General features: G+C 32.4%; 13 protein-coding genes. 12 read left to right on the forward strand and 1 reads right to left on the reverse strand.

The window, feature by feature from the left end; translation table 11 throughout:
• Positions 1-10: 10 nt before the first annotated feature.
• The 11 genes from NH26_RS06385 to NH26_RS06435 all read left to right on the forward strand — a co-directional run bounded on the left by NH26_RS06385 (position 11) and on the right by NH26_RS06435 (position 16,596).
• A complete protein-coding gene (locus NH26_RS06385; protein WP_242427303.1) occupies positions 11-3,445 on the forward strand; it encodes a PAS domain S-box protein in 3,435 nt (1,144 codons plus the stop codon).
• Between the two features lie 113 nt (positions 3,446-3,558).
• The gene (locus tag NH26_RS06390; RefSeq protein WP_044218825.1) at positions 3,559-4,107 is read left to right on the forward strand and encodes a SiaB family protein kinase; all 549 of its coding nucleotides are present in this window, start codon (positions 3,559-3,561) and stop codon (positions 4,105-4,107) included.
• Positions 4,108-4,116: 9 nt separating this feature from the next.
• On the forward strand, positions 4,117-4,479 hold the full coding sequence (locus NH26_RS06395; RefSeq protein ID WP_044218823.1) for a DUF1987 domain-containing protein: 363 nt from the start codon (positions 4,117-4,119) through the stop codon (positions 4,477-4,479).
• Between the two features lie 186 nt (positions 4,480-4,665).
• Positions 4,666-7,815 carry an ATP-binding cassette domain-containing protein gene (locus NH26_RS06400; protein ID WP_044218822.1) on the forward strand — a complete coding sequence of 1,050 codons (3,150 nt, stop codon included), beginning with the start codon at positions 4,666-4,668 and terminating at the stop codon, positions 7,813-7,815.
• A 62-nt stretch (positions 7,816-7,877) separates the two neighbouring features.
• Positions 7,878-8,780: a hypothetical protein gene (locus NH26_RS06405; protein ID WP_052431801.1), complete on the forward strand. Its 903-nt coding sequence runs from the start codon at positions 7,878-7,880 to the stop codon at positions 8,778-8,780.
• A 29-nt stretch (positions 8,781-8,809) separates the two neighbouring features.
• A complete protein-coding gene (locus NH26_RS06410; RefSeq protein WP_044218820.1) occupies positions 8,810-9,238 on the forward strand; it encodes a hypothetical protein in 429 nt (142 codons plus the stop codon).
• Positions 9,239-9,389: 151 nt separating this feature from the next.
• Positions 9,390-10,463 carry a prephenate dehydratase gene (gene pheA / locus NH26_RS06415; protein WP_044218818.1) on the forward strand — a complete coding sequence of 358 codons (1,074 nt, stop codon included), beginning with the start codon at positions 9,390-9,392 and terminating at the stop codon, positions 10,461-10,463.
• Between the two features lie 63 nt (positions 10,464-10,526).
• Entirely contained in the window at positions 10,527-11,744 is a 1,218-nt protein-coding gene (locus NH26_RS06420; RefSeq protein WP_044218817.1) for a hypothetical protein, read from the forward strand.
• Between the two features lie 101 nt (positions 11,745-11,845).
• Positions 11,846-14,062 (forward strand): PD40 domain-containing protein, encoded by a 2,217-nt coding sequence (locus NH26_RS06425; protein ID WP_044218815.1) that lies wholly within the window; start codon positions 11,846-11,848, stop codon positions 14,060-14,062.
• Between the two features lies 1 nt (position 14,063).
• Positions 14,064-14,636, forward strand: coding sequence for a YfiR family protein (locus NH26_RS06430; protein WP_052431800.1), 573 nt, complete (start codon positions 14,064-14,066; stop codon positions 14,634-14,636).
• 118 nt (positions 14,637-14,754) lie between these two features.
• On the forward strand, positions 14,755-16,596 hold the full coding sequence (locus tag NH26_RS06435) for an ATP-binding protein (protein WP_052431799.1): 1,842 nt from the start codon (positions 14,755-14,757) through the stop codon (positions 16,594-16,596).
• Here NH26_RS06435 and aroQ read toward each other — a convergent pair.
• A complete protein-coding gene (gene aroQ / locus NH26_RS06440) occupies positions 16,593-17,012 on the reverse strand; it encodes a type II 3-dehydroquinate dehydratase (protein ID WP_044218814.1) in 420 nt (139 codons plus the stop codon). The genes NH26_RS06435 and aroQ overlap by 4 nt on opposite strands.
• Before the next feature lie 144 nt (positions 17,013-17,156).
• On the opposite strand from aroQ, the gene NH26_RS06445 reads away from it, so the two are divergent.
• A complete protein-coding gene (locus NH26_RS06445) occupies positions 17,157-18,701 on the forward strand; it encodes a hydroxymethylglutaryl-CoA reductase (RefSeq protein ID WP_044218813.1) in 1,545 nt (514 codons plus the stop codon).
• Positions 18,702-18,711: the final 10 nt, after the last annotated feature.

Here is an 18,711-nt window from a genome sequence, read left to right on the forward strand (position 1 = left end):
AATCATGCTCATGGTAGTTACTATTACCGTGGCAATTATTAGTTTTCTTTCCTATATACAAACTGAGGACTCTGTAGAACGACGTTACTCGGAAACATTTGATGTGGTCAGTACTCTGAAATCTGAACAAATTGATCAGAAATTCAAATACATTGAGCAAAACTTGAAATACATGGCTAAATCTGCTTTGATTGTTTCAAGTACCACAAAACTAAAGTATCTATTTAAAACTAAATCTAGAGCATATAAAGATTCTACTTATTATGCTATCAAAAGAACATTAGATAATGATTTGTTTCCAAAGCAAATTGTAAATGGTTATTCAAATATTATTATATCAGACGATAGAGGTAATGTATTGTACACCTCTTATACTTTCCCAGCTTCTGTAATTGTTGGAGATAGAAATAAAAAGTTTGAAAAAATAATCAAAAAAGCAAAAACAAAAACTTACTTTTCAGAACCTTTCAATACTGAAAAGGGTGTTCACATGTACATTGTCTCTCCAAGAATGAAATCTAGATATGGAGAATTAGGTCATGTGATCATATTATATTCCCTTCAAAAAAATATCTACCCTATTGTTGAAAATAGAACAGGATTAGGAGATACTGGTGAAATTCTATTATCTAGAATGTCTGAAGGTGCATCAAAAAATGTTACAATCATTTCTCCTCTAAAAGGAAGTCAAAACCTCTTAACTGAAGTAATTTCAGAGGGAGACCCCACCAATACTGCCATTCAAAAAGCAGCAAAAGGAGATTCTAAAGACTTTAACTATGATATAGATTGGAGAGGTAAAAAAACAATCTCTTATTGGAATTATATCCCTACTACTAAATGGGGATTAGTTGTGAAAATTGATTACGACGAAATTAAAAGTGGTCTAAACGGACTTATTCTAACCTTCGTTTATACAGCCATTATCATTATATTAATTGTAATGTTAGTTGCCGTCACCTTCTCTAAGTTCTTGACCTCCCCTATTATTCGACTAAAGAACAGACTAAATTATATTGCCAAAGGTATTCTTCCTCATGAAGTTTCTGATGACATTCAAAATGATGAAATTGGAGAAATGCAAATGGCCGTTCAGGAAGTAGTCAATGGTATGAAACGTACCGCTAACTTTTCTGAACAAATTGGTGATGGAAATTATGACGCGGTCTATTCGGCATTATCTGATGATGATACATTAGGTAACGCCTTAATCTCTATGAGAGATAGTATCCAAAAAGCTGAAAAGAGAGACTTTGAAAGAAATTGGATTATTACTGGTGAGGCAGAAATTGGACAAATTCTTCGTACTCATAATGATTTAATAGCTCTTGGTGATGAAGTTGTTGCTTATACAACCGAAAAAATCAACGCAGTTCAAGGAGCGTTTTATGTAGTTGAAGGTGCTACTGATGAATTAGCTATTGAAAAACAAACCATAGAGTTAATTAGTACATACGCTTACAATAAGAAACGTTTCCTTAAGAAAAAATTCAATTTCACTGAAGGCCTAGTAGGTCAAGCAGCAATTGAAATGGAAATGATTCTAAGAACAGAAATACCAAACGACTATTTATCGATTACCTCAGGTCTATTAGGAGAGCAAAAGCCAAAGGCTATACTTATTATGCCACTAATAGCCAACGAGAAAGTTTATGGTCTATTGGAATTCGCTTCATTGGATGATTTCTCTACAATGACATTAGAGTTTGTAAAAGAGATTTCTCAGATCATTGCTCGTACGATATTTAATATCAAAATTAACGAAAGAACGGTAAGACTCTTAAAAGAATCTCAACAGATGTCTTCTGAATTATCTGTTCAACAAGAAATTTTAAGGCAAAATGCTGAAGAAATGGAGTCTACTCAAGAAGAACTCCAAAGAACAAACCATCGATTAGAGGATCAGGTTGAAGAAGTAAAACATTCTCAAAATAGACTTCAGTCATTATTAGAAAATGCGTCAGAAGTAATTACTATTTTTGATAAAAATGCAAAGATTAAATTTGTATCGCCTTCTTCAAAACACATTTTAGGATATAAACCTTCAGATTTGATTGGCACTTCATACATGAGTAACCTGCATAAGGATAGTAAAGATCATGTAGATGAATTTATCAATAATCTTGTAGAGTCTGAAGGAAGAAAAACTTTAAGTTTAGAATATAGATACCAACTTCAAGATGGAAGGTATATTTGGCTAGAAGCAACCGGTATTAATCTTAGTGATGATCCTGCTGTTGAAGGTATTGTAATAAATGCACAGGATATTACAGAAAGAAAACAAGCTGAAGTAGAAAGAAGAATGAGAACGCAAATGCAGGCGTTATCAGAAAATTCTCTTGACTTGATTCAAAGACTGAATGCTGAAGGGCATATATTCTACACTAACCCAATCATTGAAGAATATACAGGTTTAGCGGCTGAACTTTTTACAGGACAGCAAATTGAAAACACAAGCTTACCTGTCAATATTATTCAATTATGGAAAGAAATGCTTATTGAAGTCTCTTCCACTTCAGAAAAGTGTACGAAGGAAGTTGAATTCCCAACCTCCCAAGGAACACGTTTTATGACAGTTACTGCAATTCCAGAATTTAATGATGAAAAAGAATTTGAAAGTGCTCTTTTCGTTTCTCATGATATTACTGAAAGAAAGAAAGTAGAATTAGAAGTTCTTCTTAAAAACAAGAAAATTACAGAATCTATTAATTATGCCAAACGTATTCAAGGAGCTATTATTCCTGATACTGAGCAAATTAAAAAGGATCTAAATGACTGTTTCATATTCTATAAACCAAGAGATGTAGTCTCAGGAGATTTCCCTTGGTATTTCAAGAAAGGTGACTCTATTTATATTGCTGCCGTTGATTGTACAGGTCATGGTGTCCCAGGTGCATTAATTTCATTAATTGGATATTTCATTCTAAATGACATTGTTCAGAATAACGAAAATATTGAACCAGGTGATGTTCTTAACTTATTACATGAAGGTGTTACAAAAACTTTAAGGCAAGATTCTAATAGTAGCACAAGAGATGGAATGGATATTGCTCTTTCAAAAATCAACTTGAAAACCAAAACTGTTCAATACGCTGGAGCTCATCGCCCTTTATATATATATAAATCTACTACTAAAGAATTTACTCAAATCAAAGGTGATAAATTCCCAGTTGGAGGAGAATATAAAACAAGAACTTCATTTAGCACACATCATGTTGATCTTGAGTCAGGAGATGAAATCTTCATGTTCTCAGATGGTTATCCAGATCAATTTGGAGGTGCAGAAAACAGAAAATTTGGTGCAAAAAGAATTAGAGAGCTTATTATAAATACGGAACACTCAAACATGGAAGATATTGCTAAATCATTTAGTGATACATTTATGGAGTGGAAAGGCAATTATAAGCAAACTGATGACGTTATAATGATAGGCATTGGATTCTAACAAGATATTCTTGTTAGTCTGCAAGGTTTGATTATATTTGAAAATATTTTTTTATAAATCTCTTAATTTTAAGAGAATCAGTATCACAGCTGAAGCAAATAGTGTTCGGAAATATGAAATACATCTACGAACTCCATAAGACAATGTTAGATAAGGATCTTATCTTAATCTATGAAGGTGAGATCACTCAGGACATTACTAAATCTGTTCTTTCGATGGCGGAAAGGAACATGGACTCTTACGGCGAACAATCTAAAATCAAAAGAAAGGTTTTCAATGTAATGGTCGAATGTCTTCAAAATATCAGTAAATACGCTGTCCCTATGGAGGTAACTTCTGACAAGAAAAACAGTGCTGTCTTTATGATTGGTAAAGAAGACAATTCTTATTTTATCACGTCAGGCAACCCAATTTTATCCAAAAATGTCCAAAACATTGCTGGTAGATTAGAAAAAATTAATGACCTCGACAAAGACGGTCTTAAAAATTTATACAAAGACATTATCAAAAATGGTAAGATCTCTTCCAAAGGTGGAGCAGGTCTTGGTTTTATTGATATGGCCAGAAAATCAGGCGAGAAATTACGCTTTGATTTCGAACCCATCAATGATGAGTTCACATTTTTTTCCCTTAAAACGACAATTCCAAGAAAACTTAAATAGCGTTTATACATGAAAGTCCTTAATTTAGCAGGAACAGAAGATACTCCTAAGGTCATCCTTGATAAAGAAAATGAAATTTTTGAAATATCAGGAAGATCTCTTCCAGAAGATTCAGCAGAATTTTTTGCACCTATATTAAGTTGGATTGATGAATATGCTGAAGAAAATAATAGTGAGACTAGATTTTTATTCAAACTAGAATATTTCAATACAGCATCTTCTAAATTAATACTCGATATTCTTTCTAAATTAGAAGAAGTTGAAGGCGTCACTGTGATATGGTACTACCATGAAGACGACGAAGATATGCAGGAAGCAGGAGAGGAATTTGAAGAATTAGTAGAATTAGAATTTGAATTCGAAACTTACTAAAAATACTATCACAGAATTAAACACTTGATATTTAGTTACAAATCAAGTGTTTTTTTATTTCCTAAAAGAAATACTTAACATTACACAATATTTACAACCTCTTTTACATTAATAATGTGTATGCTTTTTGCTAATACACTTTATTATTATTTAAGAATCTGAATTTCCGCATTACGACGGTTATCTATGAGTGAAGAAATATTAAAAGCACTGACGCAACTTTTTGCCATCATCTCTACACAAGGTGAAGGATTAACAGAAACGGAAAGAAACTTCGTTATCAAATTTCTTAATCAAGAACTTGAGAAAAGCTCCGTTGATGAATATATCAATCTATATGATCAATTAGTTCAGGAGGAAGAAGAAAGAATTGCCAAAAGAAAGGCAAAAGCTGCTAAGAAAAGAGCTGACAAAGGAGAAGATCCTAATAGTGTAGACTCTCTTGCAGATGCTGTTTCTGTTCGTAATTCTGTAAGGACTCTATCAATTTGTAGAAAAATTAACAAGACACTAGATCAAAAGCAAAAAACTATTGTTCTAGTAAAGCTTCTTGAAATTGTTTCTTCAGATGAGAACTCTTATACTCCACAACGTATGGATATCATTCATACGGTGGCAGATGTGTTTAATATTCCATCCAACGAATATAAATTATTAGAACGCTTTGTAATAGAGCAACATTCTTCTAAAATTGATAACGAAGAAATTCTAATATTTGATGATGAAATGCCTCCAGAAGGCAGTAAAATTAAATTTATTGACTCTGGACTTCTTGATGGTGAAATTATTTTCATCAGAATGAAAAGCGTTTCATTATACTTTACTAAATATACAGGTACAGAATTAGTCTATCTGAATGGTCAATTGATCAATTCTAATAATGTCTATCTATTCTCTCCTGGTAGTATATTTAAAACACCAAAAGGAGCCCCACTATATTATTCAGATCTTGTCAATAAATACAATTCTGATGAAATAGGTGGTAGTATTTCTTTTGTTGCTGAAGATCTTGAGTATCGCTTCCCTAATGGTCAACTAGGATTAAGAGACATCAATTTTGGTGAAAACACTGGTCAGTTAGTAGGTATTATGGGTGCTTCTGGCGCGGGTAAGACTACATTATTGAATGTTTTAGCCGGCTTAGAAAAACCATCTGCAGGGTCTGTAAGAATAAATGGTTACAATATCCACACTCAAAAAGATAAAATTGAAGGTGTAATTGGATATATCGCTCAAGATGATCTTTTAATTGAAGAATTAACTGTATTCCAAAACTTATACTACAATGCTAAACTCTGCTTTAAAGACATGTCTGAGCAAGAGCTTACGCAAAAAGTAAATGAAGTATTATTAAGTTTAGGTTTAGATAGAATTGCACACCTAGTAGTAGGTAGTGTATTAAATAAAAAAATCTCTGGTGGTCAAAGAAAGCGTTTGAATATCGCTTTAGAATTGATTCGTGAGCCAGCAGTAATGTTTGTTGATGAACCTACCTCTGGATTATCATCAAGAGATTCTGAAAATGTAATTGACCTTCTAAAAGAACTTTCTTTAAAAGGAAAATTAATATTTGTTGTTATTCACCAACCTTCATCAGATATCTATAAGATGTTTGATAAGATGTGGTTACTAGATACTGGAGGCTTCCCTGTCTTCTATGGTAACCCAATTGAAGCAATTACCCATTTCAAGGGAGCAGTAAGACAAGTTGATAGCGACCAAGGTCAGTGTAATACTTGTGGTAATGTAAACCCAGAACAACTTTTCAATATAATTGAAGCACAAGTTGTGGATGAATATGGTGAGTTTACTAACAAAAGAAAATCACAGCCAGAGGATTGGCATCGTATTTATCAAACTACTTTCTCAAAACCAGAGATAGAAGAGGTGAATGTTGAGCCACCAAAAACTTTGAATATTCCTTCAAAGTTAATGCAGACAGTCATATTTACGATAAGAGATTTCTTATCTAAATTCAGTAATAAGCAATATCTATCTATCAATTTATTAGAAGCTCCTTTCCTAGCATTATTGCTATCGTGGGTTATCTATTACATTAAAGATGGAGATACTGAATATGTATTTAGACACAACGAAAACATCCCTCCTTATATCCTTATAGCTATATTAGTAGCCTTATTTATGGGTATGACGGTAAGTGCTGAAGAAATAATTAAGGATAGAAAGATTAAGAAAAGGGAATCGTTCCTTAACCTCAGTAGGAGCAGTTATTTGTTCTCAAAACTGATAATTCTTTTTGGATTCTCTGCCATACAGACGTTTACGTTTGTCTTAATAGGGAATACTCTCCTAGAAGTACATGATTTAACCTGGCAATATTGGTTAGTATTATTTACAGTCTCATGTCACGCTAACTTAATAGGATTAAATATTTCGTCTGCTTTTAACTCAGCAATTACAGTATATATTTTAATTCCTATTCTACTAATTCCACAAATGATTTTAAGTGGATTAATATTTGATTTCTCAAAGCTTAACAATACAATTAGTGAACATGGTAAGACGCCATTAATAGCCGATATTATGGCTTCTAGATGGGCTTACGAAAGTTTATCAGTAGAACAGTTTAAAGATAATAGGTTCAAAAAGCCATTCTTTGATTTAGATATGAAATTAAGTCAGAGTAATTATAAAAGTGCTTATTGGGAACCAAGAATGGAAGAAATATTATTCAGTGCACAAATGAATAGTAAAAACACCAATGACAGCACAGGCAAAATACTTGCTAATGATATCATTACTTTAGTGAATGAGATTAATGCTGACAATTATTTTTCTACTCATGCAGATAAGAAAAAAGAAGCCTTATCTTTCTTAGAGGATGGTAAAATAAATTCTCAAGAAGGTAATCAGCTAAGAAAAATATTATATGAATCTTCGATTTATTATAATGATCAATTGATCAAAGCTGAAGAAGAGAGAGATAAAAGAATTTATGCAATGAAAAAAGAGTTTGGTGATGACTTTAATCTCTCAGAAGCAAAAGATTTATACCACAATGATCAGTTGGAAACATTTGTGAAAAACAAAAATGTACTCAACAGAACAGTGGTTGATAAGAATCGAATAGTACAACTAATCGATCCAATTTATTTTATCAAAGAGAATACTGCAGGGCCTTTAGACTACAGAACACACCTTTTTGCTCCTGCAAAGAAAGTATTTGGCACATATATTGACACGTTTACATTCAATGTGCTAATGATATGGGTAATGTCACTATTCTTATATATATCTTTATATTTTGAATGGTTGAAAAAACTCATAGAGGGAACTGAAGTAGTTTTCACTAAATTTTTCTCAAAAGAAGCATAATATAAATTTTTTCAACGCTGATTTACAATTGATAAAACTACCTTTGAAAAAGCAAAGTTAAGATGAATACCAAATATTTGAATACATTGGCGGCCTCGGTAATGCTAGCTGCTACAACTGTTTCCGCAGGTGATATACCGAAAAACGATCCTGCTAATAACTTACATACGCCGGCCCCTGCTAGAGTTACTCAAGAGGTTCTTCCAGTAAGTGAAGTATTACAATCAATCCCCTCCCCTCTTGAAATTTCAGTTCTTATTAAAGAAAGTGGAACTATATATAACAAGGCCGATTTAAATGCTCCTGAAGCTGTATCACGTTATAATACAGCATTTCAAAAAGCAATTAATTTAGGGATTTACGGCACTGATTTGGGTTTTGCCAACATTTATGGTAAAAACCAAGATGCAATATCTTTTCTAAACTCAGTAAGAGACTTAGCTGACGGTTTAGGTATTGGTGCATTTTTTGATTATGAAACAATAAAAGAATTAGCCGAAAGTTCAAATAGGTTAGATGAATTAATTCAACAAACTACCTTGAACTTTGAAAAAATAAACAATAACCTTCGTGAGAGAAAAAGAGAAAATGTTTCTGTTTTAATTCTTACAGGTGGTTGGATTGAAGCTGTTTATTTAACAACGATAATCAATTTAAGAGAACCAAATGATCTTCTAAAAGATAAAATTGGTGACCAAAAAGTAGTTTTAGATCAACTATTACTTGTTTTAGATATCTATAAATCTACTCCTGGTTTTGAAGATTTAATCAATGACTTAACTGCTCTTCAAGAAATCTATGATCAGATTGAAGTAGAAGTTATAGTTGGCGAGCCTACTATGGAAGAGATTGACGGTGTACTAGTGGTAACAGACGGTACTAGAAGTGTTGTTCATGTAACTGACACCGACATTCAAAAAATTACAAGTTTATTAAAATCAATCAGAAATAAAGTTATTAGATAACTCATACTTCTCAGAAAAATTTCGGAACGATGAAAAAAATATTATTAGCTATCACTTTTATCTTCGCCTTATTCGCAGTTGAAGAGGCATCAGCTCAATGTAATGCAGAGTTGTACGTAACGAAAAGTATGAAAGAGCTTAATCCAGGCTTTCAATTTTCAAAAAGTTACAGAATAGACGGTCGTAACGGTACACGTCGTAAAATTGAATATACTTGCGTTCTTGCAAAAGACACAAGCTACCAAATTACTATTTCTGGTAAAGATGGTGGTGCTCAAGGTTTAATTTCTACTTTATACAATGCTAAGAGACGTAAAATTATCTCTTCATTCTATAATAACAGATTTTTAAATACTTGGACGTACAAGTGTACTTCTACAGGTATTTACTATTTAAGTTTTACATTTAAAGATTCTAAAAGTTACTGTGGAGCCGCTGTTTTAGGCTTCAAACGTTAATTGAATCTTTTATATAACTTAAAAAAGGACAGCAGCTTTAAGCTTCTGTCCTTTTTTTATTTTTCAAAACTGAAAAAAACAATAGATTTGTAAAATGAAGAAACTAAAGATGTTTCTTTTTAGAGTATATCATTATAAAAAAGTGCGATAAATGGACTTACTATCATTAAGAAATCAAATAGATGCTATAGATAATCAACTTTTAAGGTTATTGAACGAACGTATGGATGTCGTTAAAAAAGTTGGTGAATTAAAAAAGCATGAAAAGTCAGTGATCTATCGCCCAGAAAGAGAAAAATCGATCATTGATCGTCTACATCATATTTCACAAGATGACAAAGGCACTTTAAATCATTCAGCCATTGAAGCTATTTTTCTTGAAATTTTTGCTGTAAGTAGAAATTTAGAATTACCAGAAAAAGTAGCTTTCCTAGGACCTGACGGTAGCTACACTCATCAGGCTGCAGAAAATAGATTTGGAGCGATGAGTGAATATATACCGTTAAAAACAATTAAGTCTGTTTTTGACAATGTAGAGACTGAAAGAGTACGCTTTGGTGTTGTCCCTATTGAGAATAATCAAGAAGGTACGGTAGCTGAAACTATTGATCAGTTATGCTATAGAGACGTTAAGATTGTTGCAGAACTACCTTTATCCATAAGTTTTAGTTTAGCATCAAATCATGATGATTTATCTAAAATCACAAAAATATATTCTAAAGATATTGCATTTAGACAATGTAGAAACTTCTTAGAAGACTACTTTGGTGATGATATCAGGTTAATACAAGTATCTTCAACTTCTCGTGCTGCTGAAATGGCTTCTAAGGAAGAAGGTGCTGCTGCTATTTGTTCTCATATTGCAGCTAAATTATTCCAATTACCTATCAGGTATAATAACATCGAAGATAGTCAGGATAATACTACTCGATTTTTAATTATTGCTAAGAATTTCGTAAATCAAGCAAGTAGCAACGATAAAACATCAATTCTTGCAAAAATTGGTAATCAACCTGGTGATTTGGCAAACTTCTTGGAAGAATTCAGACAAAGAGACATCAACCTTACTAAAATTGAAAGCAGACCTGCTAAAATGAAAGATAATTTCAACTATTGGTTTGTGATAGACTTCGACGGACATTTCAACGACTCCAAAACTCAAGAGATAATTAGAGCCTATTCTGATACAATTACCTTCTTGGGAAGCTATGTTAAAATGGTCTAATAAAATAACTTTCAATTTTAGTCGTTTGATAAGTAGATAATCAATTTGACCTAATACTAAAGAATGAAACATTTTTTTTCCATATTACTTTTATTTGTTTGTGTTCAGTTTTATGCACAAGCAGAAAATATTCCTGCTATTGCCTTATCCACTTTTAATAAAGTACTTGGAGGAGGTAAATACGACCAAGGTAAATGCATTATTAAGGCACACGATAGTGGGTACATAATTGCAGGACGTTCTGTTGGCACTAGTGGCAATATGGACATGAGTCTTTGGAAAATCGATGAAAGCGGTAATGTAAAATGGAATTTCAAGTTTGGAGATACTGAAACGGAAGAAGTATATCAAATTATTCCTACATCTGATGGTGGATACATTACTGTTGGTAGTTCTGACTCTTATGGGTTAAGTATTGATTTAAAAGATACTTGGGTTGTTAAAGTAAACGCACAAGGTAAACAAGTGTGGATGCAAACATATGGTGATGAAAACTCTATTGAAGAAGGTACTTCTATTGCAGAAACTAAAGATGGTGGTTTTATCATTGGAGGAGGAATCCTTAAACTAGATAAAGAAGAACCATCTGAAGATGCTTTCCTATTAAAAATTGATAGTAAAGGGACTCAAACTTGGAGGAAGTTCTTTGGTGGAGCTAAAAACGATAGAACTGTAGATATTATTGCCAACGATGATAGTTACACAGTAGTAGGTAATACTGAATCGCTTGGTCGTGGTAAATGGGACATTTGGATGTTCAAAACTGATTTAGAAGGAAATAAACTTTGGGAACGCACTTACGGTGGTGGCGATACTGAAAAAGCCAATCAATTTGTAAAGACAAATGATGGTGGATATGCTATCGTTGGTTATTCTTACACGTTTGCTGAAGCTTCTTTGGATGCTTGGATTGTAAGAACAGATGCTGATGGTCAACAATTGTGGCATAAATCATTTGGTGGTTTAAGCTACGATGAAGCTCATGGTATTACAAAAACTAAAGATGGTGGTTATGCAATTGTAGGATATACTGAAGTATATGTTCCTGATGAATATGGTGATAACACAGCTTTAGATGGTTTCAATACATTGTTAGTTAAAATTGATGATAAAGGTCAAAAACAATGGGAAAAATCTATTGGTGGTATCAAAGAACAAAGAGGTAATGCGGTAGTTGAAGCTAGTAACGGTGATTTTATTATTGTAGGCTCAAAACAAACAAGTGATCAAAATAATTTTGGAATATTACTTATTAGAACAAACTCACAAGGTTCAATTTAAAAGAAATTAGTCCTCTGAATTTACCTAAACTACATATCGCTCTTTTTTTAATTCTTCTTTCCTTTTCTACTCTCTGGGCACAAAATCCATCAGAAATAGAATTGGCTGATATCGCATATCAAGAAGGTAATTACTTTCTTGCTTTAGAAAAATATCAGAAGGTAGAAATTCGAGATATGCATTCTTGTGAGTTAAAATATAAAATCGCAAAATGTTACCTCAAATCTCCCTTTAAGGTAAAAGAAGCACTTCCCTATCTTAAATATTTAATTCAAAATGATTGTGATGATGTTGCTGTAGATTATTTATATTTCTATGCACATGTATTACAACTTCAACATAATTATATTGAGGCTATTAATTATTATAATGAATACCTCGAAAATGAGACTACACTCAAAAAAGAATTTGATGATGTTGAATTAAAAATCAAACAATGCGAAAATGGAATTAAGTTAGGAAGTATTCAAAGTAGTTCATCTGAAACTACGGCGATTATGGATATTCCAATCAATACTTCTTATGATGAATCTGCTCCTATCATTTCAAAAAGAGATAATTTCATCGTATTTAGCTCAAAAAGACAAGTTGATAGTTATAACTATGTTTATGGAGATCAATATGCTTTTCTTCCAAAAGATTTAGAAAGTGCTGATAGAGATATCTATTTATCTTATCGTAAAGGTGTACAATTCTCACACCCTTATCCTCAATTCGACGGAGATTACAGAGAAATATACCCCTTATATGTAGAAGATGGTTCGTATATGCTTCTTTACATAGAGTATCCATCAGATGCTATAGATAAAGGAAATATCTATGAGACAAAAGTGAAAAAAGGGAGATGGCAAAAACCAAAGAAACTAAATTCTAAGATAAATTCTAATCATACAGAAAAAGGTGCGATTATAGCCAATAATGGCACTACTATTTATTTTTCATCGAACAGACCTGGAGGACAAGGTGGTTTTGATTTATACAAATCAATCCGCGTTGGAAAAGACGATTGGTCAAAGCCTATTAATTTAGGACCTACAATCAATGGACCTAATGATGAAGTATTTCCTTATGTACATAATGATAACAAAACGCTTTATTATAGTACGAATGGAATTTTATCTATGGGAGGTTTTGATATTGTAAAATCAACAAAAGAAGGTGCTAATTGGAGTAGACCTAAAAATTTAGGTGCTCATGTAAACTCTCCTTTTAATGAAATGCAATTCTCTCAGATCCCAAGTAAACGGTATTCGTATTTTACTTCTGATAGACAAGACCAACAATCTGTAGGCGGAAAAGATATTTATGCCATTTTCAAGCCTGTTCATAAAATGAAACGTGCTATTGTTACAGGTAAAATTAAGGTTTTAAAAAATGGACAAAGCCTGCCGATTACCTTATTGGTAAAAGACAATAGCAATATTACCTACAAAAAATACGTCTATGACCCTTCTCCAGATGTAGGTAAGTTTTTCATGATTTTACCTCCTTCTAAAAATTACAGTATTATCATTAAATACAACGATAGCGAACTGTATACCTTAAATATTGACCTTCCAAAAGACACTTACAGGTATCAGTTAGATAAAGAATTTGAACTTAAAGAAATTGAAGTTTTCAATAAGGTGGTTGGGTATGATGTTATTCCAAATGAAACTAGATTTGAGGTTACTACCTTTGATGAACTAAAAAACCAAAATCAGGAAGAAGTTACTGATGCAAGATATGATGCATTGCTAATGTTGATGGAAATGATTGTCGATAGAACAGATAAAGATGGCTTAGCCAATTTAAATGATTTAGACGATCCTATTAAAGACATTTCCCTTCCTAATACTTCCAATACTTCTAACAGTCCTGATCCTTACTACACACCTTTATTGGATCTTATAGAGAAAGCTTTTAACGAAGCCGACCCAAGTTTACTAACCTCTTTGGATAGTGTTCGAGGAGATCAAGGCGATAAAGTGGTTAAAGTACCTAGCTTGAATTTAAAACAGAATGTAATTGTTGAAGAAAGGTATTATTTCCCTGAAAAAGAATTTGATATATCAACCGAAAATAAGTTAAGCTTAAATGAACTTTCTACCTTCTTAAAAGAAAGAGACAACATTGTTCTTGATGTCGTTTGGTTCTCTTCTGAAGATGAAAATAAAACATTATCTAGCGTAGATCAACTCAATGAAATGAGAATGAATTCTATACTAAATTACCTTGCAGCAAAAGGTGTTTCGCGATGGAAATATCATATCAAGAATAAAACAATAAAAACTTCCCAGGATAATGCTTGTATCCTATTATCCGTAAGAATAAAATAAATTGAAAAAACATTTTCAAGACATATCGTTTAAAAAACTACTACTAATTATCAGTGGATTTATTTTTCTATTATCTATAGAAAATGCACATGCTCAGTTTGATGAATATGAAAGAAAAGCCGCTATGGTGAATACTTTCGCAAAATTTGTCAATTGGCCAACTAAAGCATTTAAAGAAAATAATAAGCTTGTATTAGGCATTTTAGGAGATGATCCATTCGGAGATGTTATTGATAACATGTTCAAGAATAGATATGTCAATGGTCGACAATGGGAAATCAGAAGAGGAAACAGTATTAAAGACTTAAAAGGTTCACATATTGTTTTTATGACACAAGGTTTTAGTAATGATGAAATAAAAAGCCTTTTATCTGAAATTTATGAAAAGAATAATTCCTTTGTTTTGACCATAGGTGATAATATTCCTAACTTCTGCAAAAATGGAGGTATTATAAATCTTACTCCCAATGGTTTATATACATTAAACATTGTTTCTGCCAATAAAGCACAACTAACAATCGACGTTAAACTCCTTAACTTAGCAAGTGATATTATTCCGTATGACCCAGATTAAAAAACTATATCAGCAATCTTTAAGAATTAGACTTATTGGTATCATACTATTAGTAAGTTTAATCGCCTCATCTCTCTCTACAATTTTGTATTGCACCTACGATTTTCAACAATACAAAATGAAATTCATTAACGACACCCAGCAATTAGCTAAAATTATTGGCGATAATAACGATGCATCAGTTGAGTTACAACAAGTAAATGCCGCACAGAGAAATCTAGCAGAATTATTAGTAGAACAAGAACAAATTCTCACAGGTGTTATTTTTGATAAAGAACAACGCTTATTCGCTTATTATAATCACAATGCAGTCAAATTAGCTGAAGCTGATTCTACTTATCAAACTAAAAACATTTTACTTGATAAGGAATGGCAGTTATCTCATGCTGATTTCATCCCTAAATACACTCAGAACGAAACCAATTTCTCATTAATTGACAATCATCTAGATATTTATGTAAGTACATTTGATGAAAATGGTAGAATAAATACGGTTTTTCTTAGATCGAATTTAAATACTATACAAGGTCGACTTACTACCTACTTTATCATGTTTATTGTTATCGTTGGTTCTGTTGTACTCTTAGTATTCTTTCTCTCTGTTCCTTTACAAAGAACGATCTCAAAGCCTATTCTTGATCTTGAAAAAACGGCGCATAATATTTCTAATAAAAAAGATTTTTCAATTCGTATCAGTGAAAAGCGTAATGATGAAATAGGTCAATTAATCAATGCTTTTAATGATATGCTATCAAAGATTGAAGAGCAAAATGAATCTTTAATACACGCTAAAGAAGTCGCAGAAAGTTCTGCTAATGCAAAACAAGAGTTTTTAGCGAATATGTCCCATGAAATTAGAACACCTATTAATGGGGTAATGGGCATGGCCGATTTACTTACTGACACCCCTTTGGATGATGAGCAAAAACACTTATTAAAGGTACTCAAAGGATCAGCAGACCATCTATTAGTAGTGATCAATGATATTCTTGATGTTTCCAAAATCGAATCTGGGAAATTAGCATTAGAGACCACTAAAATGGATCTTTATGAAATCCTAAATAACATCATAGAAACACATCAATTAGAATCTGAGAAAAAAGGGTTAAATGCTCTTTTAGATATTTCTAAAAATGTCCCTCAATTTGTAATTGGTGATCCTGTTCGATTAAAACAAATTTTGATTAACCTAGTCTCCAATGCTATTAAATTTACTTTTGAAGGTAGTGTGATTATTACGGTTAGATGCTTAAGTAGTAACGAAGAAGATACAAAGCTACAATTTGCTGTAAAAGATTCAGGGATAGGTATACCAAAAGATAAAATAGATCAAATATTTGACAGTTTCACCCAGGCATCAAATGCTACAACAAGAAAATTTGGTGGTACTGGATTAGGTTTAAGTATATCGAAACAGCTTGTTGAATTACAAGGTGGAGAAATGTTTGTTGAAAGTAAACCCAACTACGGAAGCACTTTTTATTTTGATATTACTTTCAAGAATTATGTTGAAATAAAAACTGATAAGGTCCACAATCAAGAAATTCCTAAAGTAGTAACTGAAAAGAAAGATACTATTGAAACAGTAAAAAAAGTACTCTTAGTCGAAGACAATGAAGTGAATCAAATGTTGGTGCTTCGCTTATTAAAAAAATGGGGATACGAAACGGATGTTGCTGACAACGGTCTTATCGCAATAGAAAAATTAGAAAAAGAGGCATTCCATCTTATTTTAATGGATGTACATATGCCTGAAATGGATGGATATACAGCAACAAAAAAGATTCGATCGGACTTTGAAGAACCGATCAAATCTATTCCTATTATTGCCATGACTGCTTCTGCCTTAAAAGGCGAATTCGAAAGATGTAAAGAAGCAGGAATGAATGATTATATCTCTAAACCTTTTAAGAAAGATATTTTAGAGGGAAAAGTACAAGAACTAATTGATTCTAATTAGTCTTCCGTAAAATACCTTACCCCTAATTCATATCCTTTTAATCCTAAACCTGCAATTGTACCTACACAGTTTTTAGCCATATAACTATGATGTCTAAATGCTTCTCTAGCGTGCACATTAGAAATATGTACTTCAATCACTTTTGTTTCTACACCTGCAATAGCATCAGCAATAGCTACAGAAGTATGAGTATACGCACCTGCATTAAAAACTATTCCATCATAACTAAACCCAACTTCATGAATCCAATCCACAAGAGTTCCTTCATGATTTGATTGTCTATATTCCAAATCAACATTAGGAAATGTGTTTTTTAACTGCTTAAAATAATCTTCAAAACTTTGATTACCGTAAATTGTCGGTTCTCTTTTTCCTAATAGATTTAAGTTTGGTCCGTTTAATATTAAAATCTTCATTTTGAATAAATATTAGTTAAATTAGTGTCAGAACAATAGGTAATAAAAAATTATACTAAATACATGATTACTTTTGTTTATTGATCGAACACATATTTGATTAACAAGAAACTATTTTTTATTTCCACCACCAAATTACAAGATATGTTTATACCTAGTATGTTATTAAAGCAACTCTATAACAGAGGCAGTTTAAAAAACACTGATAAAGGTATTAGTTTTTCTATTAAAAATAGATTAAAAGATGCTGAGCTAAAAGAAATTTCACACATTAAAATTAATGGCAATGAGATAGACCTTAATCAAATCATATTAACTACATCAGAATCAACTGAAATCAAAGCAACTTCAATTACAAAAGATAATCGTATTGATTTCCCTTTAAGAAAAACTATACAAATTAACATTTTGAATCATGATCCTTTACCAATTGAAAGACATGAATTAGAAGTAAGTGTTAAAGCTTCTCCTTTTGGGAATCTAAAATTATCAGTCAACGATTCTGTTGTAGACCCTGCCAAGGTGGAAAAAAAATTACCTCGTGATGAAATGGACGACTTTGGAGATGAGATCATCAAAGAACGTCAAAAATATATCTCTGAGTTTGCTAAAAAGCCTATAAATCATATCGGTAAATACTCGATTGACCCTCATGATTTGGCTGGAAATATTGAGCATTTTACTGGGGTTGCTCAAATTCCTATGGGATTTGCCGGACCAATTAAAGTGAATGGAGAACATGCTATTGGAGAATTTATGATTCCTATGGCTACTACAGAAGGAACACTTGTGGCGTCATATAACAGAGGAATGAAAGTGGCAAACATGTGTGGTGGTATCAAAGTTTCTGTAGTAGACGATGCAATGCAAAGAGCTCCTGTTTTTGAGTTTATTGATGCTAGAGGTGCTAGAGATTTTGTTCAATGGATAAAACTAAATTTTGATAAGATAAAAGAAGAAGCAGAAACCACTTCTTCTATCGCTGATTTAGTTTATATCGACCACTTCCTATCAAACAAATTCGCTTTCTTAAGATTTAATTTTAAAACTGGAGATGCAGCGGGTCAAAACATGGTGGGTAGAGCCACTTTTGCAGCTTGTAGTTGGATTCTAGATCAATATCCTGGAATTAAAAATTTCTTCTTAGAATCTAACTTTGCCACAGATAAAAAAGCTTCTCAGATCAATATTATGAGAACAAGAGGTAAACGTGTCACTGCTGAGGTAACATTAAAAAAAGAGATCTTACAACAATATATGAGAGTTGAACCAGCACAATTGGATCACCACTCTAGAATTGCTGCTATTGGCTCCTTTTTGTCTGGTGTAAATAATACCGGACTGCATTCTCCAAATGGCATTACAGCTATGTTTATTGCCACTGGGCAGGATGTTGCCAATGTATCCGAATCTTCTGCTGGTATTATATATACAGAATTAACAGAAGAAGGAGATTTATACCTTTCTATGACAATACCTTCCCTAATTATTGCCACATATGGCGGAGGGACAGGAATTGGCACCCAAAAAGAATCATTAGAATTATTAAACTGTTATGGCAAAGGCAAAGCTTATAAGTTTGCTGAGATTGTAGCTGCTGTAGTACTCGCAGGAGAAATTTCTCTAGCATCAGCCATTTCTTCTTCTGATTGGGTGAGTTCTCATGAACAATATGGAAGAAACAGGTAACGAGATATCT

Source organism: Flammeovirga pacifica, assembly GCF_000807855.2.
Lineage (GTDB): Bacteria > Bacteroidota > Bacteroidia > Cytophagales > Flammeovirgaceae > Flammeovirga > Flammeovirga pacifica.